15 protein-coding genes are annotated in these 20141 nt (G+C 70.9%); 12 read left to right on the top strand and 3 right to left on the bottom strand.

The genetic code is table 11. From position 1 onward, the window contains the following. Window positions 1-8: 8 nt before the first annotated feature. Complete coding sequence (locus tag VFR64_13215) at window positions 9-785, bottom strand: enoyl-CoA hydratase/isomerase family protein (GenBank protein HET9490701.1); 777 nt, start codon at window positions 783-785, stop codon at window positions 9-11. A gap of 41 nt (window positions 786-826) precedes the next feature. On the opposite strand from VFR64_13215, the gene VFR64_13210 reads away from it, so the two are divergent. From VFR64_13210 to VFR64_13180, 7 genes are all read left to right on the top strand, one after another. Beyond that, entirely contained in the window at window positions 827-2026 is a 1200-nt protein-coding gene (locus VFR64_13210) for a CoA transferase (GenBank protein HET9490700.1), read from the top strand. Continuing rightward, window positions 2023-3207: a CoA transferase gene (locus tag VFR64_13205; GenBank protein HET9490699.1), complete on the top strand. Its 1185-nt coding sequence runs from the start codon at window positions 2023-2025 to the stop codon at window positions 3205-3207. The genes VFR64_13210 and VFR64_13205 overlap by 4 nt, the downstream gene beginning before the upstream one ends. A gap of 25 nt (window positions 3208-3232) precedes the next feature. Next, complete coding sequence (locus VFR64_13200; GenBank protein HET9490698.1) at window positions 3233-4216, top strand: tripartite tricarboxylate transporter substrate binding protein; 984 nt, start codon at window positions 3233-3235, stop codon at window positions 4214-4216. A gap of 43 nt (window positions 4217-4259) precedes the next feature. Beyond that, window positions 4260-4667, top strand: coding sequence for a tripartite tricarboxylate transporter TctB family protein (locus VFR64_13195; protein HET9490697.1), 408 nt, complete (start codon window positions 4260-4262; stop codon window positions 4665-4667). Beyond that, entirely contained in the window at window positions 4664-6154 is a 1491-nt protein-coding gene (locus VFR64_13190; GenBank protein HET9490696.1) for a tripartite tricarboxylate transporter permease, read from the top strand. The genes VFR64_13195 and VFR64_13190 overlap by 4 nt, the downstream gene beginning before the upstream one ends. A 37-nt stretch (window positions 6155-6191) precedes the next feature. Beyond that, entirely contained in the window at window positions 6192-6668 is a 477-nt protein-coding gene (locus VFR64_13185; protein ID HET9490695.1) for a universal stress protein, read from the top strand. A gap of 110 nt (window positions 6669-6778) precedes the next feature. Further along, complete coding sequence (locus tag VFR64_13180) at window positions 6779-8497, top strand: cation:proton antiporter (GenBank protein ID HET9490694.1); 1719 nt, start codon at window positions 6779-6781, stop codon at window positions 8495-8497. A gap of 14 nt (window positions 8498-8511) precedes the next feature. Here VFR64_13180 and VFR64_13175 read toward each other — a convergent pair whose 3' ends face one another. Together VFR64_13175 and VFR64_13170 are read right to left on the bottom strand one after the other, a co-directional pair. Further along, window positions 8512-9369, bottom strand: coding sequence for a Ku protein (locus VFR64_13175; GenBank protein ID HET9490693.1), 858 nt, complete (start codon window positions 9367-9369; stop codon window positions 8512-8514). Window positions 9370-9388: 19 nt separating this feature from the next. Continuing rightward, window positions 9389-10189, bottom strand: a complete 801-nt coding sequence (locus VFR64_13170; GenBank protein ID HET9490692.1) for a hypothetical protein — start codon at window positions 10187-10189, stop codon at window positions 9389-9391. Window positions 10190-10267: 78 nt separating this feature from the next. Between VFR64_13170 and VFR64_13165 the strand changes: the two genes are divergently transcribed. From VFR64_13165 to glgP, 5 genes are all read left to right on the top strand, one after another. Continuing rightward, window positions 10268-12532, top strand: a complete 2265-nt coding sequence (locus VFR64_13165) for a copper-translocating P-type ATPase (protein ID HET9490691.1) — start codon at window positions 10268-10270, stop codon at window positions 12530-12532. A 3-nt stretch (window positions 12533-12535) separates the two neighbouring features. Further along, on the top strand, window positions 12536-13306 hold the full coding sequence (locus tag VFR64_13160; protein ID HET9490690.1) for a beta-phosphoglucomutase family hydrolase: 771 nt from the start codon (window positions 12536-12538) through the stop codon (window positions 13304-13306). Further along, a complete protein-coding gene (locus VFR64_13155) occupies window positions 13303-15726 on the top strand; it encodes a glycosyl hydrolase family 65 protein (GenBank protein ID HET9490689.1) in 2424 nt (807 codons plus the stop codon). The genes VFR64_13160 and VFR64_13155 overlap by 4 nt, the downstream gene beginning before the upstream one ends. A gap of 87 nt (window positions 15727-15813) precedes the next feature. Further along, entirely contained in the window at window positions 15814-17481 is a 1668-nt protein-coding gene (gene pgm, locus VFR64_13150) for a phosphoglucomutase (alpha-D-glucose-1,6-bisphosphate-dependent) (GenBank protein ID HET9490688.1), read from the top strand. Further along, entirely contained in the window at window positions 17478-19982 is a 2505-nt protein-coding gene (gene glgP, locus VFR64_13145; protein ID HET9490687.1) for an alpha-glucan family phosphorylase, read from the top strand. The genes pgm and glgP overlap by 4 nt, the downstream gene beginning before the upstream one ends. Window positions 19983-20141 lie beyond the last annotated feature (159 nt).

Raw genomic sequence — 20141 nt, 5'->3', positions numbered from 1 at the left:
GCCGGTTATCACCGCCCCGTCCAGTTCGGCTGGCGCTTCGCCAGGAACGCCTGGACCCCCTCCTGGAAGTCGGCGCTGCCATACGTGCGGGCGATGAGGTCCTCGCCCCCGTGGGCCCGCCGCTGCTCCAGGATCCGGCGGATGGCTTCCTTGGTGACCTGCAGCGTGATCGGGGCATGCCCGGCGATCTGCTGGGCCAGGTCGCGGACGCGGGCCTCGATCGCCTCCGGCCCCACGATCTCGTGCACGAAGCCTGCGGCCCGGGCCTCGTCGGCGGCGAGCAGCCGGGCCGTGAAGATGAGCTCCTTGAGCCGGGACGGGCCGAAGAGGTCCAGCAAGCGCGAGTACGCCTCCATCGAGAGGCAGTTGCCGAGGGTTCGGGCGATCGGCAGCCCGAAGCGGGAGTCCGGCGTGGCGATCCGCAGGTCGGCCACCGCGGCGATGGCGAAGCCGCCGCCCACCGCGTAGCCCTGGATCTGCGCGATGACGGGCTTGCGCACGCGCTCGAGCCGGCCCAGGTGGCGGTCGCCGTCTCGCTCGTAGGCCAGGCCGTCCTCGGCGGAGCGGAACTGCGTGAACTGGCTGATGTCCGTGCCGGCGACGAACGCCTGGCCGCCGGCCCCGCGCAGCACCAGGACCCGGACGCTGTCGTCGGCGTCCACCTCCTCGCAGGTCTGGTAGAGCCGCTCGTACATCGCCCACGTCAGGGCGTTGCGCGCCTGGGGCCGGTTGAAGGTCAGCGTGACGACCGGCCCGTCGCGCGAGACCAGGACCTCGTCGCTCACTGGGCGCCTCCCTCTCGGAAACTCCGTCGGCGCATGCTAGCATGCCCGGCGCCATGGATGCGCTCGCCGGCCTCCGCGTGATCGACCAGACGCAGGTGATGGCCGGTCCCTTCTGCAGCATGCTCCTGGCCGACCTGGGCGCCGACGTCATCAAGGTGGAGCCGCTCGACGGCGAGCATTCGCGACGGATGGAGCCGGAGCTGTCGCCCGGGCTGTCGGGCCCGTTCCTGGCCGTGAATCGCAACAAGCGCGGGCTGGCCCTGGATCTCCGGCGGCCCGAGGGCGTCGCCGTCCTCGAGCGGCTGGTGAAGAGCGCCGACGTGCTCGTCGAGAACTACCGGCCCGGCGTGGCCCGGCGCCTGGGCGTGGACTACGAGACTCTGGCCGCGGTCAACCCCCGACTCGTCTACTGCTCGATCTCGGGCTTCGGGCAGACCGGTCCCTACGCCTCCCGGGGCGGCTACGATCTGATCGCCCAGGCCATGAGCGGGATCATGAGCGTGACGGGCGCGCCCGACGGCCCTCCGGTCAAGGTCGGCGTCCCCATCACCGACCTGGGCGCCGGGCTGTTCGCCGTCTTCGGCATCCTCTGCGCGCTGCGCGCCCGCCACCGGACCGGACGCGGGCAGCTCGTCGACACCTCGCTGTACGAGGCGGGCGTGGCGCTGTCGGCGTGGGAGGCGACCGAGTGGTGGCTCACGGGGCAGGTGCCCCAGCGGCTGGGGACGGCTCACCGCATGAACGGCCCCTACCAGGCCTTGCGGGCTCGCGATGGGCACTTTACCGTCGGCGCCAACACCGAGCGACTCTGGCAGCGCCTCGCCGCGCTGGTGGGGCGGCCCGACCTGGTCGACGATCCGCGCTTCACCGACAACGCCGGGCGCGTGCGGTACCGCGCCGAGCTTCAGGCCCTCATCGAGGCGGTGACGGTCGGCAAGACCCGGGCCCACTGGCTCGAGCGGTGCGAGGCGGCGGGGATTCCCGCGGGGCCGATCTACTCCGTGCCCGAGGCGCTGGCCGATCCCCACGTGCGAGCCCGCGGGATGGTGCAGGAGCTTCGCCACCCGGAAGCCGGCAGCGTCCAGGGCCTGGGCAACCCGGTGAAGCTCTCGCGCACCCCGGCCAGGCTGCGCAAGACGGCGCCGCGCCTCGGCGAGGACACGCGGGGCGTCCTCGGCGAAGCCGGCTATGCAGCCGACGAGATCGCCGCCCTGGAGGCGCGAGGGATCGTGCGCTCGTGAAGGCGCTCGCCGGCGTGCGCGTGGTCGACCTCACCCAGGCCATGGCCGGCCCGTTCTGCGCCATGAACCTGGCCGACATGGGCGCCGACGTCATCAAGGTGGAGCCGCCGGGCACCGGCGAATCGATGCGGCGGCCGGGCCCCGCGCAACGCCACGGCCACAGCGGGACCTTCATGGCCGTCAACCGGAACAAGCGGAGCCTGACGCTCGACCTCAAGCAGCCGGAGGGCGTTGCGCTCATGAAGCGCCTGGTGGCTACGGCCGACGTCTTCGTCGAGAACTACCGCGCCGGCGTGGCCGAGCGCCTCGGCCTGGGCTGGGAGGCGCTGCGCGCCGTGAACCCGCGCCTGGTCTACTGCTCGATCAGCGGGTTCGGCCAGACGGGGCCCTACGCCGCGCGCGGCGGCTACGACCTGATCGCCCAGGGCATGAGCGGCATCATCAGCGTCACCGGCGAGGAGGACGGCCCGCCGGCCAAGGCCGGCATTCCGGTGAGCGACCTGGCGGCCGGGCTCTTCGGCGCCTATGGGATCCTGGCCGCGCTGGAGCACCGGGATCGGACGGGCGAAGGCCAGCGCGTCGACACTTCGCTGCTGGAGGCGGCCCTGGCGCTGACCGTGTGGGAGTCGACGGAGTACTGGACGACCGGCCGGGTACCCGGCCCCCTCGGCTCCGCGCACCGCTTGACGGCGCCCTATCAGGCCGTGCGCGCGCGTGACGGGTACTTCACGATCGGCGCCGCCAACGACAAGCTGTTCTCTGCGCTCTGCGAGGTCATCGGGCGGCCGGAGCTTCTGCGCGACCCGCGCTTCGCCACCGCCGGGGGGCGTCTCGACAACCGTAAGGCGCTCATCGCGGAGATCGAGGCCGTCACGGTCATGCGGGATCGCGGGTGGTGGCTCGAGCGCCTGGACCGGAGCGGCGTGCCCTGCGGCCCCATCAACACGTACCCGGAGACGCTTGGCGATCCCCACACGCTGGCCCGCGGCATGGTCGTCGACCTCGTCCATCCCGGCGCCGGGCCCATCAAGGCCCTGGGCATCCCGGTGAAGCTCTCCGACACGCCGGGCGCCGTCGACCGCCCGGCGCCGCTCCTGGGCCAGCACACGGCGGAGATCCTCGCCGAGCTGGGCGTCAGCGATGCCGACCAGGCGGCGCTGCGCGACAAGGGTGTGATTTAGTCCCGTGACGATCAAGGAGGCAGCGATGCGCAAGTTCCTCGCAGCGGCAGTGCTCGGGGCGATGGTGCTGGCGGCCGGCGGCGCCACCCTCGGCGATGCGGCCAACTACCCGACGCGCCCCATCGAGCTGGTGGTGCCCTACGCGCCGGGTGGCGGCACCGACATCATGTACCGGCACATCGTGAAGGTCATCGAGCAGGAGAAGCTCGTACCCTTCGCGCTCACCGTGAACAACCGGTCGGGCGGCAGCGGAGTCGTGGGCAAGTCTTACGCGATCAACAAGCCCGCCGACGGTTACACGCTGGTGGCGGTGGACCAGGGCAACGGCCAGCAGGAGCTGCTGGGCCACGCCACCTGGAACTACAAGAAGAACTTCACCTACATCGCCCGCATGGTCACCGACGTGAATTTGTTGATTGTCCGCAAGGACTCGCCCTACAACACGCTCGCCGAGTTCCTCGGCGCCGCGCGCAGCAAGGGCAAGGGCGGGCTGTCCGTCGGGGGGACCGGGTCGGGCACGGTGGACCACATCGCGAACATCTCGCTGAACCGGGCCACCAAGGTCGACCTGACCTACGTGCCGTTCAAGAGCGGCGGCGAGGTGTTGACCAACCTCCTGGGCGGCCACACCAACGCCGCCTGGGCCAACCCCAACGAGTGCATCGGTCAGCTGGAGAGCGGCCAGGTCAAAGCGCTCGGCGTGGCCGCCGAGCAGCGGCTGGGCCTGCTGAAGGACGTGCCGACCATGCGCGAGAGCGGCGTGAACGTCATCAGCACGCAGTGGCGGGCGGTCGGCGGGCCGGGGAACTTGCCCAAGCAGATCGTGGACTACTGGGTCGACGTCCTGGGCAAGGTGCGCAAGAGCCCGGAGTGGCGGAAGGGGTACCTCGAAAAGAGCGTGCTGGAGGACGGCTGGCTCACCGGTGAGGACTTTTCGAAGTTCGTGGAGGAGGAGTACGAGAACTACAAGGCGGTCTTCGCCGAGCTCGGCATGCTGAAGAAGAAGTAGCGAGATTCGGGACCCCGGCGCGATGGGCGCGGGAGAGCGGGTCATGGGCGCGGCGATGGCGCTCCTGGGCGTCATCGCCGTCGCCGGGGCCCTCAGGCTACCCGAAGCGCTCATCGACGAGGGGCCCGGGACCCGGTTCCTGCCGATTCTGCTGGGGCTCGTCATGGCCATCCTGGGGGCTGCCGTCGCGTTCCGCCCGGGGGGCCAGGCGCGCGCCACCGACGCGGACCCGGGGCGCTGGCGCCGTCTCCTGGCCACCGCGCTCGCCATCGTCCTCTACATCGTGCTCTTCGAGCGACTGGGTTTTCTGGCGACCAGCACGCTGTTCCTGGCCGGGCTCCTCGGCGCCTACGGCGAGCGCCGCTGGCCGGTCGTGGGCGCCGTGGCGGCGGGGGCCACTGTGCTGACCTACCTGGTCTTCGCCGTGTGGCTGAAGGTGCCGCTGCCGTGACGGAGATCGTCCAGAGCCTGGCGCTGGGGTTCAGCGTGGCCCTCACGCCCACCAATCTGTTCTACTGCCTGCTCGGCGTGGCCGGCGGAACACTCATCGGCGTGCTGCCGGGCATCGGCCCGGTGACGACGGTCGCCATCCTGTTGCCGCTCACCTTCGGCATGAACCCGACCTCGGCGCTGATCATGCTGGCCGGGATCTACTACGGCTCGCAGTATGGCGGGTCCACCACCGCGATCTTGATCAACACGCCCGGCGAGACGTCGTCGGTCATGACCTGTCTCGACGGTTATCGCATGGCCCGCCAGGGCCGCGCGGGTCCGGCGCTGGGCATGGCGGCAATCGGCTCGTTCGTGGCCGGCACGGCCAGCGTCATCCTCCTGATGCTCCTGGCCCGGCCGCTCGTGAAGGTCGCGCTCGGTTTCGGCCCGGCGGAGTACTTCGCCCTCATGCTGCTCGCCCTGTGCACCCTGGGCGGCATCGTAGGGGAGTCCGTCGCCAAAGGCCTCCTCATGGCGGCCTTCGGCCTGCTCCTGGGCACGATCGGCAGCGACCCCATGACCGGCTCGCCGCGGTTCACGTTCGAAATCCCGAGCCTGCTGGATGGCCTCGACTTCCTGCCGGTCACGCTGGGCCTGTTCGCCGTCGCCGAGGTGCTCACGACGGCCGAGGGATCGTTGCGTCAGCAGATCTACGATCGTCCGATCACCGGCATCTGGCCCACGCGCGCGGACTGGCGCGCCTGCCGGTTCACGCTGCCCCGGGCCACTCTGATCGGGTTCATCGTCGGCGTCCTGCCCGGCGCCGGCGCCACGCTGGCCTCCATTCTGGCCTACATGGCCGAGAAGCGAGTCTCCCGGCACCCGGAGCGGTTCGGCACGGGCGTCATCGAGGGCGTGGCCGCGCCGGAGACGGCCAACAATGCGGCCAGCGGCGGGGCGATGGTCCCGCTGCTGACGCTGGGCGTCCCCGGGTCGGGGACGACGGCGGTCCTCCTGGGCGCCCTGATGCTCTACGGGCTTCGGCCGGGGCCCTTGCTCTTCGAGAAGAACCCCGACCTCGTGTGGGGGCTCATCGCCAGCATGTACATCGGCAACGTCCTGCTGCTGGTCCTCAACCTGCCGCTCATCGGCCTGTGGGTCCGGCTGGCCCGCGTCCCCCCGCGGGTGCTGTTGCCGCTGATCCTGATCTTCTGCTTCACAGGCACCTACGCCGTCAGCAACAACGTCTTCGACCTGTACGTGCTGGCCACCTTCGGCGTGGTCGGCTGGGCCTTGCAGCGCCACGGCTTCCCGGTGGCGCCCGTCGTCCTGGGCCTCATCCTGGGCCCGATGCTGGAGACCCACTTCCGGCGCGCGTTGATCCTCTCGCGCGGCGACTGGTGGTTCTTCCTCGACCGGCCGATCGCGGCCACGCTGGTGGGCGCCGTGGTGCTCTACCTCGCGCTGCCCGTCGGAGCCTGGGCCTGGCGGCGCGCCCGCGGATGACGGCCGCCGAGATGGCGCGCGCGATAAGGAGGAGAGCATGAAGGTCACGTCCGTCCTGGTTCCGCTCGATGGTTCTCCGCTGGCCGAGGTGGCCGTCGCCAAGGCCGTCGAGGTCGTCAAGGACAATCCCGGGGCTTCGCTGATCCTGCTGCGAGCCGCCGAGGCCACGACGCTACCCGGGGCCGACCCGATCGACGCCCAGGTGGCCGTGGTGCGTGAGGCCGAGGAGTACCTCGAGTCGGTGGCGAGCCGGCTCCGGCGCCAGGGCGTCGAGCCGGTGCGGACGTCGGTATGGTACGGCGCGGCGGCGCCGGCGATCGTGGAGGCCGCGCGCGTGGCGCACGCCGACCTCGTCGTGATGAGCACGCACGGACGCAGCGGCATCGGCCGCCTCATCCTGGGATCGGTCGCCGAATCCGTCCTCCGCGGTACGCGCACGCCGATCCTGCTGGTGCGGGATCAGAGCGCGCCGGTGCAGACACCGCCCGGGAGCGCGGCCGCCCGCAAGGCCTAGATCGCCGATACTTGGTCGCGGCCGTCGGCATCGGGCATGATGGCGTATGCCCTGCCGTTCAGGAGCGATGGCGGGCTCAGCCCCCGTGTGCGGGCGCGCCTTCTAGGTTCATGGATCTCGTCGGGGCCATCGGGATCTGCATCATCGTCGCGGCGGCGCTGGCCGGTCTCGCCCAACGCCTCGGGCAGCCACTGCTCATCGGGTACATCGTGGCCGGGGCCTTGCTGGGCCCGCAGGTGGGCCTGGGCTTGGTCCACGACGAAGCGAACATCGAGCACATCGCCGAGATCGGCCTGGTCCTGCTCCTCTTCCTGATCGGGCTCGAGCTCAGTTTGCCGCGCCTGCTGCAGGCCGGCCGCATCATCACGGTGAGCGGTCTCCTCAAGGTCCCGATCTGTGCCGCGGCCGCCTGGTTCGTTCTCTCCCCGATCGCGGCGGTCACCGGGGGCCCGTTCGACCGGTTGTACCTGGCGATCGGCACCGGCTTCGCCTCCACGCTGATCCTCGTGAAGCTCTTGTCCGACAAGCGGGAGCTGACGACCTTTGCCGGCCGCGTGACGCTGGGCATCCTCGTGTTCGAGGATCTCTACGCGATCGCCTTCCTCGCGTTACAGCCGAACCTCACGCACTTGCAGGCCGGGCCGCTCCTCGTGTCGCTGGGGACCGGCGCCGCCCTCCTGGGCGCCGCGATGCTGGCCGGGCGCTTCCTCCTGGCGCCGCTGTTCCGCGCCGTCGCCATGTCCTCCGAGCTGATGCTGGTCACGACGATGGCCTGGTGTTTCCTGATGTCCGGCGCGGCCGGCTGGGCGGGCCTCTCCAAGGAAATGGGGGCGCTCGTCGCCGGCGTGCTCATCGCGTCATTTCCGTACGGCACCGAGGTGGTGCCGAGGGTCACCGAAATCCGCGACGTCTTCCTTACCCTGTTCTTCGTCGCCCTGGGCCTGAAGGTCCCCAGCCCCTCCCTGCACCTTCTGCTGCTCGCCGGCGCCGTGTCGGCGTTCGTGATCCTCGTGCAGTTCGTGGCGACGTATCCGCTGTGTGCCGCCCTGCGTGTGGATGTGAAGACCGCCAGCGTCGTGGGCATCAACCTGGGGCAGATCAGCGAGTTTTCGCTGATCCTGTTCACCCTCGGTGTCAGCTTGGGACACGTGAGCCCGGACGCGGCATCGCTCGTGCTGTACACGCTGCTCATGACGGCGGTCATCTCGACCTACAGCATCCAGCGCAACCAGCAGTTGGCCGGCGCCCTGGCAAGCACCCTGCACCGCCTGGGCCTGGCCCGCTGGTTCGGATCCGCCCCGGCCGCGGAGGTGGAGGCCGACACCGGGCATCCGGGGCAGCGGCGCGGCGACGAAGTGTTCTTCCTGGGCGTGTCCGGCGAGGGCGTCAGTCTGGTGGACCACCTCCGGCGTCACGCCCCCAGCCTGCGCCGGCTCGTCGTGATCGACGTCGACACCGGGATGCTCGAGCGGCTCCGCCGCCATGGCATCGAGGCCTATTACGGCGACATCTCGAACGCCGAGACGCTTCGTCAGGCGGGGATCGAGAAGGCGGCCGTCGTGGTCTCGGGGATCTCGGACTGGTTTCTGAAGGGCACGAGCAATCTGCAGTTGCTGCGCCGGGTCCGGGCCCTGAACGCCAACGCGCGCCTGGTCGTCACGGCGGACAACATGAAGGACGCCGAGCGGCTGTATGCCGGTGGAGCGGACTATGTCTTCTTGCCGGCCATGCTGACGGCCGCGCACCTCAGGCAGGTCCTGGCCGATGGCACCGCGGATGCCCTGGCCAGCGCCCGCCGGCTCCAGGCCACGGAGGTGTTCGGTCGCTGAGGGCGGCCGGCCGGCTACGCGGCCTTGGCTGCCCGGACCGACTTGCGGCGTCGCCCGGCGGTCGCGCTTCGCCGATCCATCCGGCCGGCCGCCTTGGCCAGGTCCCGCCGCGGAGCCTTGAGGCTGGCCTGCAACGCTTCCATGAGGTCGACGACCTTGGGAGGCTTCGGCGCTTCGGGCATCACGATCTCCTTGCCCTCGACCTTCTGCTCGATCGCGGCCCGTAGCACCTCGCGGTAGGTGTCGCGATACTTCTTGGGTTCCCAGTCCGAGGCCAGCGTGTCGATCAGCTGCAAGGCCAGCTTCTTCTCCCGCGTGGCCCCGACTCCGTTCGGCAGATCCAGCTGCGTGGCCGGGCGGATCTCGTCGGCGAAGCGCATCGTGGTGAGCAGGAGGGCCTTGCCCGAGGGGCGGAGGGCGGCCAGGTGCTCGCGCTGGCGCATCACGAAGGTACCGATGCCCACCCGGCCGGTCTCGGCGAGGGCGTCCCGGAGGAGGCCGTACGCCTTGCGGCCGGGCCGGGTCGGCTCCAGCCAGTAGGGCGTCTCGAAGAACGCGAAGTCGATCTGGTCGCCCGGCACGAAGTCGCGGATCTCCAGGGTCTGGGTGGCCGGGGTCTTGGCCCGCTCGAAGTCCCCCTCGGTCAAGACGACGAACCGGCCTTTCGCGTACTCGTAGCCCCGCGCGATGTCCTTCCAGTCGACTTCGATATCTTCCTTGCTGCAGAAGCGCCGGTAGTCGATGGGGGCGTGATCTTTCTTGTGAAGCTGCCGGAACGCCAGCTCGGCCCGCCGCTCGGTGGCCGAATAGAGCTTGACGGGGACACTGACCAGCCCGAACGCGACGGCGCCGCTCCAGATGGCCCTCGGCATGAGTGACGGCAGTGCAACGTCAATGCCAGCGGGCTGTCGGATCGGCCTGGTCGGCCTGCCGCCGGACGCGGCTGGCCGCAGCCTCGGCCTCTTTCGCGGCCCGGCGCGCGTCCCGGGCGCGCCGCTCGGCCTCGCGCAGGCGCTGCCTCAGGTCGTGCACTTCGCGGGCCGCCTGCTCGGCGGCCTGGCGGCGCTCGGACGCTACCTGCTCGGCCTGCCGGGCGCGTTGCTCGGCCTCGCGCGCTCGGGATTCGGCCGCGCGCCGGGCGTCGCGGACCCGCGATCCTCGCGACTCGGCTGCTGCCTCGTCACGCCGAGCCGTGCGCGCTCTCGGGGCTCCTCCGAGGGCCTCGAACCCCGGGGCCGGCAGCTCGTGCGTCAATCGTCCCTGGCGGAGGGCCGCGGTGGCCTCGGGGTCGGCGGCGGCGCCCAGGAGTGTCGCCGACATGCGGCCCAGGACGGTCGCCGATACCCCGAGGCCGGCGTTCGCCAGGACCGCCTTGGCCCGCTCGAGGACGTGCTCGAGGGTCGACCGCTGGGCCTCGGTGGCCTCGGCCAGCGGCCCAGGCTCGCCGAAGTGGGCGCGCTTGAGACTGTCCACGACCGCGACGAGCCGGGCAACCGCGTCGGGGTCTTCGCGAGCCACCCGGTTGATCGCCCACACGGCCGGCGTCGGCTTCCGGAGCTTTGCTACGGCATCCGCCTCGGCCGTGCGCCGGGCGGCGCGCAGCTCGCGGGCCAGGGCGTCCCTGGTCTTGACGAAGTCGGTGAGCGGGACGGCGTGGAGTCGGGCGAGCTCGCGAGCCAGGCGTTCGGCCATCACGCTCAGCCTACCAGCCCGGCGCCTTGACAAGCCCTGACCGCGGTGAGAGCGTCGAGATTCCCCGAGCGGACACCTATGAAGCGGCCTACGCTGCCTCGACCGCCGTCCCCGCCAGAGGGCGCCCTGTACACCTGTCCTATGCATCCCGAGGTTCGCCAGGTCGGGTCGGGCACGTGTCCCAAGTGCGGTATGGCGCTGGAGCCGCTGGCCCCGGCGCCGACGCGCACGCAGTGGACGTGCCCCATGCACCCGGAGATCGTCCGCGACGCGCCAGGGAGCTGCCCGATCTGCGGCATGGCCCTGGAGCCGATGACCGTCGGGCCCGACGACGGCCCCGATCCCGAGCTCGTCGACATGACGCGGCGATTCTGGATCGGTCTCGCGCTGACGCTGCCCCTGCTGGCCTTCATGGTCGGCGACATGCTTCCCGGCGCACCCCTGCGCCACCTCATCCCCGGCCGCGTCGCCGCGTGGATGCAGCTCGTGCTGGCAACGCCCATCGTCCTCGGGGCCGGCTGGCCGTTCTTCGTCCGGGCCTGGAACTCGATCGTCAATCGCAGCCTGAACATGTTCACCCTGATCGCCCTGGGCACCGGGACGGCGTACGTGTACAGCCTCGCCGCCACCGTCGCGCCCGGAGTGTTTCCGGCCTCGTTCCGGACCCACGGAGGCGAGGTGGGCCTCTACTTCGAGGCGGCGGCGGTCATCACCGTGCTCGTGCTGCTCGGTCAGGTGCTGGAGCTCCGGGCGCGCAGCCAGACGAGCAGCGCGATCAAGGCGCTGCTCGACCTGACGCCGCCCACGGCACGGCGTGTCGGGCCGGACGGCCACGAAGAGGACGTGCCGCTGGATGCGGTGCAGGTCGGCGACCTCCTGCGGGTGCGTCCCGGCGAGCGCGTGCCCGTCGACGGCGCGCTGGTGGAGGGCGCCAGCGCGGTCGACGAGTCGATGGTGACGGGCGAGTCGATCCCGGTCGAGAAGACCGCGGGCAGCCGCGTCATTGGCGGGACGGTGAACGGCACCGGCACCTTCGTCATGCGCGCCGAGCGCGTGGGCAGTGAGACGCTGCTGGCCCGGATCGTCCAGATGGTCGGCGAGGCGCAGCGGACGCGGGCCCCCATCCAGAAGCTCGCCGACCAGGTGTCGGCGTGGTTCGTGCCGGCCGTGGTGATCGCGGCCGTGCTGACCTTCATCGGCTGGGGGCTCTGGGGGCCCGAGCCCCGATTCGTGTATGGCCTGGTGAACGCCGTCGCCGTCCTCATCATCGCCTGTCCGTGCGCCCTGGGCCTGGCCACTCCGATGTCGATCATGGTGGGCACGGGACGCGGCGCGCTGGCCGGCGTGCTCGTCAAGAACGCCGAGGCGCTCGAGACCACGGAGAAGGCCGACACGCTGGTCGCGGACAAGACCGGCACGCTGACCGAAGGCAAGCCGCGACTGACGGCGGTGCAGACCGCGGGGCCGCACGATGAGGCCGCGGTCTTGCGGTGGGCGGCGAGCCTCGAGCGGGGCAGCGAGCATCCGCTGGCCGCGGCCATCCTGGCCGGCGCGGCCGAGCGGGGGGTGACGGTGCCGGGCAGCGAGGACTTTCGCTCCGTCACCGGCAAGGGCGTCGAAGGCCGGGTCGACGGCGTCCGGGTCGCGATCGGCAACCGCCGTCTCATGCAGGAGCCGGGCGTCGACGTCGACGTCCTGGCCGCGGAGGCCGACGCCCTGCGCGGCGACGGGCAAACCGTGATGTTCGTCGCCGTGGACACGCGTCTGGCCGGCCTGATCGGCGTCGCCGACCCGATCAAGCCCTCCACGCCCGAGGCCCTGCGCGCGCTGCGGGAATCCGGCTTGCGGATCGTCATGGTGACCGGAGACAGCCGACGCACCGCGGAGGCCGTGGCCCGCAAGCTCGGGATCGACGAGTTCGAGGCCGAGGTGCTCCCCGAGGCCAAGCTCGCCATCGTGAAGACCATGCAGGCGCAGGGACGGCGCGTGATCATGGCCGGGGACGGTGTCAACGACGCCCCCGCGCTGGCCCAGGCCGACGTCGGCATCGCGATGGGGACGGGCACCGACGTGGCCATCGAGAGCGCCGACATCACGCTGGTCAAGGGCGATCTGCGCGGGATCGTGCGGGCCCGGCGGCTGAGCCAGGCCACCATGCGCAACATCCGCGAGAACCTGTTCTTCGCGTTCGTCTACAATGCGCTCGGGGTGCCCATCGCGGCCGGCGTGCTCTATCCGTTCGCCGGCATCCTGCTGAGCCCCATCATCGCCAGCGCCGCCATGACGTTCAGCTCGGTCTCGGTGATCGCCAACGCGCTGCGCCTGCGGCGCGTCGCCCTCTAGCGCGTGGATACCGTCGTCATCGATCTGTCCCGGTTCGAAGCGTTCCTGTTCGATCTGGACGGCGTGATCACGAGAACGGCCGGGCTGCACGCCTCGGCCTGGAAGCAGCTCTTCGACGATCACCTCACGGCGCAGGCCGCGCGCACCGGCGTGCCGTTCGAGCCCTTCGACATCGTCACCGACTACCGCTCCTACGTGGACGGCAAGCCCCGCCACGCCGGCATTCGGGACTTCCTGGCCTCCCGGGGGCTCCGGCTGCCCGAGGGGACGCCACAGGACGACGCGAGCGAGGAGACCGTGCACGGCCTGGGCAAGCGCAAGAACCGGTACTTTCTCGCCTTGCTCGAGCAGGAGGGCGTGCGGGTGTACCAGCCGGCGGTCGCGCTGGTGCGCCAGGCCCGTGCGCTCGGGGTGAAGACCGCGGTGGTGTCCTCCAGCCGGAATACCGCTGCCATCCTGCGCGTGGCCCGGCTGACCGACCTGTTCCAGATCCGGGTCGACGGGGTCGAGCTCGCGCGCCTGGGTCTGCCGGGCAAGCCCGATCCGGCGATGTTCCTGGAGGCGGCCCGGCGGCTGGGCGTCCCACCGGCCCACGGCGTCGTCTTCGAGGACGCCACCGCCGGCGTGGAGGCCGGGCGCCGGGGCGGCTTCGGCCTGGTGATCGGGGTCGGCGATGGCGATCAGGCTCAACGCCTGCGCGAGCACGGCGCCGACGTCGTCGTCGCCGAACTGGGGACGATTCGCCTGATCCCGCGCGCCAGGGCGGCGTCATGAAAGGATGGTCGCTGGTCTACGAGGGGTTCGACCCGGCCCAGGAGCGGCTGCGCGAATCCCTGTGCACGCTGGGCAACGGCTTCTTCGCCACGCGGGGCGCCGCGCCCGAAAGCGTCGCCGGCCCCACGCACTATCCCGGCACGTACATCGCAGGGTGCTACGACCGGCAGCCCAGCGTCGTCGAGGGCCGCACCCTGGAGCACGAAGACCTCGTCAATGCGCCCAACTGGCTGCCTCTGACGTTCCGGAGACCTGGAGACCCGTGGTTCACGCTGCAGGCCGTCGAGATCTTGTCGTACCGGCAAGCGCTCGATCTCCGCCGGGGCGTCCTCGTCCGTGACGTCCGGGTGCGGGACACCGGGGGTCGCACGACCCGGGTGCGGAGCGTGCGGCTGGTGTCCATGGCGGCGCCGCACCTGGCTGCGCTCGAGACCACGATCACCCCGGAGGACTGGACCGGCCCGCTGGAGATCCGGGCCGCGCTCGACGGTCGTGTCGTCAACGACCTGGTCGCGCGCTATCGCCATCTCACGAAAGAGCACCTGGACGGGCTGGAGACGGCGGCGGTCGGCAGCGACGGGATCGCGCTCAAGATCCGCACCCGGCAGTCGGAGATCGTGATCGCCCAGGCGGCGCGGATCCAGGTATTCGAGGGTGACCGGCAGGTCGGCGAGACCGGTCCGCCCATCGCGGAGCCGCGGTACATCGCCCGGGACACCGTGGTGGACGTCACGGCCGGGACGCCGGTCCGGATCGAGAAGATCGTGGCCCTCTACACCTCGCGGGACCGGGCCATCAGCGAATGCGGGCTCGAGGCGCGGACGGCGATCACGCGGGCAGGCGCCTTCGCGGCCCTGCTCCAGACCCACGCGCGCGCCTGGAAGCACCTGTGGCGGACCTTCGGTATGAACCTGGACGTGGACGTCGACCCCATCACCCCCCGGAACGGCGCCGTCGCCACCGCGGCCCTCGTGCGGCTGCACATCTTTCACCTCTTGCAGACGGTCTCTCCGCAGACGCGGGATCTCGACGTGGGGGTGCCGGCCCGAGGCTTGCACGGGGAGGCCTACCGCGGTCACGTCTTCTGGGACGAGGTGTTCATCTTTCCGTTCTTGAACCTGCGCATGCCGGAGATCAGCCGGGCCCTGCTGCTCTACCGCTATCGGCGGCTCGAGGAGGCCCGGGTGGCGGCCCGCGCCGCCGGCTACCGCGGCGCCATGTTCCCCTGGCAGAGCGGCAGCAACGGGCGTGAGGAGACCGACACCCAGTTCTTCAACCCCCGCTCGGGGCGCTGGATGCCGGATCACACCCACCTGCAGCGGCACGTGGGGGCGGCGATCGCCTACAACATCTGGCAGTACTACGAGGTGACCGGCGACCTGGAGTTCCTCGTGGATTACGGCGCCGAGATGCTGCTCGACATGGCCCGGTTCTGGGCCAGCGCGACCACGTACGATCCCGCTCTGGAGCGGTACGAGATCCGGGGGGTGATGGGGCCGGACGAGTACCACGACCGCTACCCCGGCGCCGATCGTCCCGGGTTGAACAACAACGCCTACACGAACGTCATGGCCGTCTGGGTGCTGGTGCACGCGCGGGCCGTGTTCGACCTGCTCCCGGCTCACGTGCGCCGCCGGATCGTCGACCGGCTGGCGCTCACGGATCAGGAGATCGGCGAGTGGGACACCATCAGCCGGCGGATGCGTCTGGTGTTCCACGAGGACGGGATCCTCAGCCAGTTCGAGGGCTACGAGGTGCTCAAGGAGTTCGACTGGGAGGCCTACCGGAAGCGCTACGGGCACCTGTACCGGCTCGACTTCATCCTGGAGGCGGAGGGCGACAGCACGATCAACTACAAGCTGTCCAAGCAGCCCGACGTCCTCATGCTGTTCTACCTCTTCTCGGCCGCCGAGCTCCGGTCGTTGTTCGAGCGCCTGGGCTATCCGTTCGACGCCCAGACCATCGCCCGGAACATCAACTACTACTATGCGCGCAGCGCCCACGACTCTTCCCTCAGCCGGGTGGCGGACTCCTGGGTCCTGGCCCGCGCCGACCGCCCGGCCTCCTGGGACGTCTTCATGGAGGGCCTGGTGACCGACGTGGCCGACATCCAGGGCGGAACCACGCCGGAGGGCATCCATCTGGGGGCCATGGCGGGGACGGTGGATGTGCTGCAGCGCTGTTACACCGGCATCGAGCTGCGCGGCGACGTGCTTCGGCTCGACCCGCGCTTGCCCAAGCCGCTCCATCGCCTGCGGCTGTTCGTGCGCTACCGCGGCCAGTCGCTCGACCTCGAGTTGACCCCGGACGCCGTCCGGGTGAAGGCCATGCACTGTCAGGCCCCATCCATCCGCATCGCCGTCAACGGCAAGATGTACGAGATCGCCCCGTCGGAACGCCGCCGCATCAGACTGACGTGACCGTCCTCGAGGTCCGCGCGAGTGGACGGAGGCGTACAATGGCAAGCTCGATCCCCTCGTGATCGGTCCTGAGATGGGCGAAACGACATGAAGGTCCACCCGATGGCGGGACATCCGGCGCCAGCCTCCCTCCTGGTGAACGTGCCCAGGCTGGTGACGGCCTTCTACACGGAGCGGCCCGACCCGTCGGTGCCCGCTCAGCGTGTGGCCTTCGGCACGTCGGGCCATCGCGGAACCTCGCTGGACCTGGGCTTCAACGAAGGCCACATCCTGGCCATCACGCAGGCGATCTGTTACTACCGACGGGAGCACGGCGTCGACGGACCGCTCTTTTTGGGCTGGGACACGCACGCCCTGTCCGAGCCGGCGCGGGTGGCGGCGCTCGAGGTCCTGGCCGCCAACGAGGTCGACGTCATGCAGGACGCGCACGGCCGGTTCACGCCCACGCCGGCGATCTCGCAGGCGATCCTGGCCTACAACCGGGGCCGCGGGCAGGGGCTCGCCGACGGGATCGTGATCACGCCCTCGCACAACCCGCCCGAGTACGGCGGCTTCAAGTACGACCCGCCATCGGGCGGGCCGGCCGACACGGACGTCACCCGCTGGATCGAGAAGCGGGCCAACGTGCTGCTCGCTGAGGGGCTGCACGCCGTCCGGCGCGTCCCGTACGAGCAGGTCCGGCGGGCGGGCACGATCCATCCCTTCGATTACGTCGAGTCGTACGTCGGCGCGCTGTCAACGGTGATCGACACGGACGTGCTGCGGGGGACGAAGCTGCGGTTCGGGGTCGATCCGCTGGGCGGTGCCAGCGTCGGCTTCTGGGAGGCGATCGGCGGGCGTTACGGCGTTTCTCTCGACGTCGTGAACCCGGACGTCGATCCCACGTTCCGCTTCATGACGGTGGACTGGGATGGAAAGATCCGCATGGATCCCTCGTCGCCGTACGCGATGGCCCGGTTGATCGGGCTCCGCGACCGGTTCGACGTGGCCTTCGCCGCCGATCCCGACGCGGACCGGCACGGCATCGTGACCCGAGGTCGGGGGCTGCTCCCTCCCAACCACTATCTGGCCGCGGCCATCTGGTATCTGTTTCGGCATCGCCCGGGGTGGCCACCGACGGCCGCGGTCGGCAAGACCATCGTGAGCAGCAGCATGATCGATCGCGTGGCCGCGCGGCTGGGCCGGCGCCTGGTCGAGGTCCCCGTCGGCTTCAAGTACTTCGTCCACGGGCTGCTGGACGGCACGCTCGGCTTCGCGGGGGAGGAGAGCGCCGGCGCCTCGTTCCTGGCTCGGGACGGCTCGGTGTGGGCCACCGACAAGGACGGCCTGCTCATGGGGTTGCTGGCGGCGGAGATCACGGCCAGGACCGGCCGAGATCCCGCCGAGCACTACCGGGATCTGACGCGCGAGCTGGGCGAGCCAGCCTACGAGCGGATCGACGCCCCGGCCTCGCCCGAGGAGAAGGCCGTGCTCCAGGAGTTGACCGCCGAGACCCTCGGACTGACCGAGCTCGCCGGCGAGCCGATCCAGGCCGTGCTGACGGCGGCGCCCGATGGCGGCCAGCCGATCGGGGGCGTCAAGATCGTCACCGAGCACGGCTGGTGCGCCGCGCGGCCGTCCGGGACCGAGGCGGTCTACAAGCTCTACGCGGAGAGCTTCAAGGGGGAGGACCACCTGCGCCGGATCCAGGAGGAGGCGCAGGCGGCGATTCAGGCCGTCTTCGCGGGCCAGGGCCGGCGGCGAGGCCAGGCATGACCGAGGCCGACATCGCGGTCGACGCGCTCGCCGAGCTCACGCTGAACGTGCGCTGGGCCTGGCACCACGGGACCGACGAGCTGTGGACCGAGCTCGATCCCGAGCTCTGGGCGCTGACCCACAATCCCTGGGTGGTGCTGCAGACGGTGTCGCGGAGCAAGCTGCGGCGCGTGCTGGCGCGCCCCGAGTATCGGACGCGGGTGACGCGGCTGCTCGCCGAGCGACGCGAGTATCTGGCCTCGCCCGCCTGGTTCCAGCACAACCACCCGGGCTCGCCGCTCACGCGGGTGGCGTACTTCTGCATGGAGTTCGAGCTCAGCGAGGCCCTGCCCATCTACTCCGGCGGGCTGGGCAACGTGGCCGGGGATCAGCTCAAGGCGGCCAGCGATCTAGGCGTCCCCGTCGTCGCCGTCGGTCTGCTGTATCAGCGCGGGTACTTCCGGCAGGCCATCGGCCCGGACGGCAGCCAGGAAGAGCTCTATCCGTACAACGAGCCCGCCCAGCTCCCCATCAGCCCGGTGCGGAATGACAGCGGCGAGTGGATCCGCATCCCGATCGAGCTGCCGGGTCGAAAGCTCTGGTTCCGCGCCTGGCAGGTGCAGGTCGGTCGGCTCGCGCTCTACCTGCTCGACAGCAACGATCCCGCCAATCCGCCGGCCGCGCGCGGCATCGCCAGCGAGCTCTACGGCGGCGGCCCGGAGCTCCGCCTCCGACAGGAGCTCGTCCTGGGCATCGCCGGCTGGCGCCTGCTGCGCGCGCTCCGCCTCGAGCCCGAGGTCTGCCACCTGAACGAGGGCCACGCGGCCTTCGCCGTGCTGGAGCGGGCCCGGAGCTTCATGGAGGACAACCGGTGCTCCTTCGCGGTGGCGTTGACGGTCACGCGCGCGGGAAACCTGTTCACTACCCACACCCCGGTCGCCGCCGGGTTCGACCGCTTCGCCCCCCGCCTGATCGATCTCTACCTGCGCCGGTACGCCGAGGATGGCCTGGGGCTCGGCCTTCATGACCTGCTGGCGCTCGGCCGTGAGCATCCGGAGAACCCGAACGAGCCGTTCAACATGGCGTATCTCGCGATCCGGGGCAGCGGCGCGATCAATGGCGTCAGTCGCTTGCACGGGCAGGTGAGCCGTCGCCTCTTTCGATCGTGCTTTCCCCGCTGGCCCGAGCCCGAGATCCCGATCGGGCACGTCACCAACGGCGTGCACACGCCCTCCTGGGACTCCGTCGAGGCCGATGCGCTGTGGACGAAGAGCTGTGGACTCGAGCGCTGGCGTGGCACCATGGCCACCGTCGAGCAGGATCTGGCCTGCGTCGCCGACGCCGAGCTGTGGGCCATGCGGGCCCGCGCCCGGAAGAGCTTCGTCACCTATGCCCGCGAGCGCGCGGCCCTGCAGGCGGCCTCCATGGGCATGGACCCGGACGAAGCCGCCGTGATGGGCCAGTGCTTGAACCCGGACGCGCTCACCATCGGGTGGGCCCGGCGCTTCGCCACGTACAAGCGTCCCGCCTTGCTGCTCCACGACCGGGACCGACTGATCCGGATCCTGACCGATCGTGACCGTCCGGTGCAGCTCGTCCTCGCCGGCAAGGCTCATCCCGCCGATGAGGCCGGTCAGGAGATGATCAAGGCCTGGATCGCCTTCATGCGTCGGCCCGAGGTGCGCGGGCGCGTGATCTTCTTCCCGGATTACGACCTGCTCCTGGCCGAGCGGCTCGTGCAGGGGGCCGATCTGTGGCTCAATACGCCGCGGCGGCCGTGGGAGGCGAGCGGCACCAGCGGCATGAAGGTCCTCGTCAACGGCGGCCTCAACCTGTCGGAGCTCGACGGCTGGTGGGCGGAGGCGTATGCACCGGATGTCGGGTGGGCGCTCGGGGACGGCCAGGAGCATGGCGACGACCCCGCCTGGGACGCCGCCGAGGCCCGGGCGCTCTATACCCTCCTGGAGCGCGAGGTGATCCCCGCCTTCTACACGCGGGACGCCCTCGGGATGCCGACCGGCTGGATCGCCAGGATGCGCGCGAGCATGACGCGGCTCACGCCGAGATTCTCGACCAACCGGGTCGTGCGGGAGTACACGGAGCGCTACTACGTGCCGGCGGCGGCCGCGTACCGCGCCCGCGCCGCCGACGGCGGCCGGCGCGGGAGGGAGCTGAGCGCGTGGCGGCAGGCGCTCGCCGCGCACTGGCCCCAGGCGCGCTTCGGGGCCATGACCGCGGAAACTGACGGCGCCGCGCATCGTGTGACCGTGGAGGTCCGCCTGGGCGGCCTCGATGCCGACGCGGTGCGGGTCGAGCTGTACGCCGACCCGATCGACCACGGCGAGCCCGAGCGGCACGTCATGGAACGGGGGCGGGCGCTCGAAGGCCCCGCGCCGGGTTATGAGTACTCGGTGAAGCTTCCGGCGACGCGTCCGCTCGCCCACTACACGCCCCGTCTGGTCCCGTGGCATCCGATCGCCGCAATCCCGCTCGAGGCGCCCGAGATCCTGTGGCAACGCTGACCCGGGCGGCCGGAGCTGGCGCCCGATCCGGGAGTGGACCTGGAACGCCGCGTGCCCGCGCGGTCCCGACGCGAATGGGGAGACGACCATGAGCTGGATAGGCCAACCGAAACATCGCCAGAGTAGCGCTGGTGCGGCCGGCCGAGCCGAGCCGGGCGA

Source organism: Candidatus Methylomirabilota bacterium, from assembly GCA_035709005.1.
In the GTDB taxonomy this organism is placed as follows: domain Bacteria; phylum Methylomirabilota; class Methylomirabilia; order Rokubacteriales; family CSP1-6; genus 40CM-4-69-5.
Note: the sequence above shows the minus strand (reverse complement) of the source record. Positions and strands in the feature narration are given on the sequence as shown.

Excerpts from the sequence above, each read along its gene's own strand:
- VFR64_13210 (HET9490700.1), top strand. The coding sequence starts at position 827 with ATGCCCGGCGCCATGGATGCGCTCGCCGGCCTCCGCGTGATCGACCAG.
- VFR64_13200 (HET9490698.1), top strand. The coding sequence starts at position 3,233 with ATGCGCAAGTTCCTCGCAGCGGCAGTGCTCGGGGCGATGGTGCTGGCG.
- VFR64_13195 (HET9490697.1), top strand. The coding sequence starts at position 4,260 with ATGGGCGCGGCGATGGCGCTCCTGGGCGTCATCGCCGTCGCCGGGGCC.
- VFR64_13185 (HET9490695.1), top strand. The coding sequence starts at position 6,192 with ATGAAGGTCACGTCCGTCCTGGTTCCGCTCGATGGTTCTCCGCTGGCC.
- VFR64_13180 (HET9490694.1), top strand. The coding sequence starts at position 6,779 with ATGGATCTCGTCGGGGCCATCGGGATCTGCATCATCGTCGCGGCGGCG.
- VFR64_13175 (HET9490693.1), bottom strand. The coding sequence starts at position 9,369 with ATGCCGAGGGCCATCTGGAGCGGCGCCGTCGCGTTCGGGCTGGTCAGT.
- VFR64_13170 (HET9490692.1), bottom strand. The coding sequence starts at position 10,189 with ATGGCCGAACGCCTGGCTCGCGAGCTCGCCCGACTCCACGCCGTCCCG.
- VFR64_13165 (HET9490691.1), top strand. The coding sequence starts at position 10,268 with ATGAAGCGGCCTACGCTGCCTCGACCGCCGTCCCCGCCAGAGGGCGCC.
- VFR64_13155 (HET9490689.1), top strand. The coding sequence starts at position 13,303 with ATGAAAGGATGGTCGCTGGTCTACGAGGGGTTCGACCCGGCCCAGGAG.
- pgm (HET9490688.1), top strand. The coding sequence starts at position 15,814 with ATGAAGGTCCACCCGATGGCGGGACATCCGGCGCCAGCCTCCCTCCTG.
- glgP (HET9490687.1), top strand. The coding sequence starts at position 17,478 with ATGACCGAGGCCGACATCGCGGTCGACGCGCTCGCCGAGCTCACGCTG.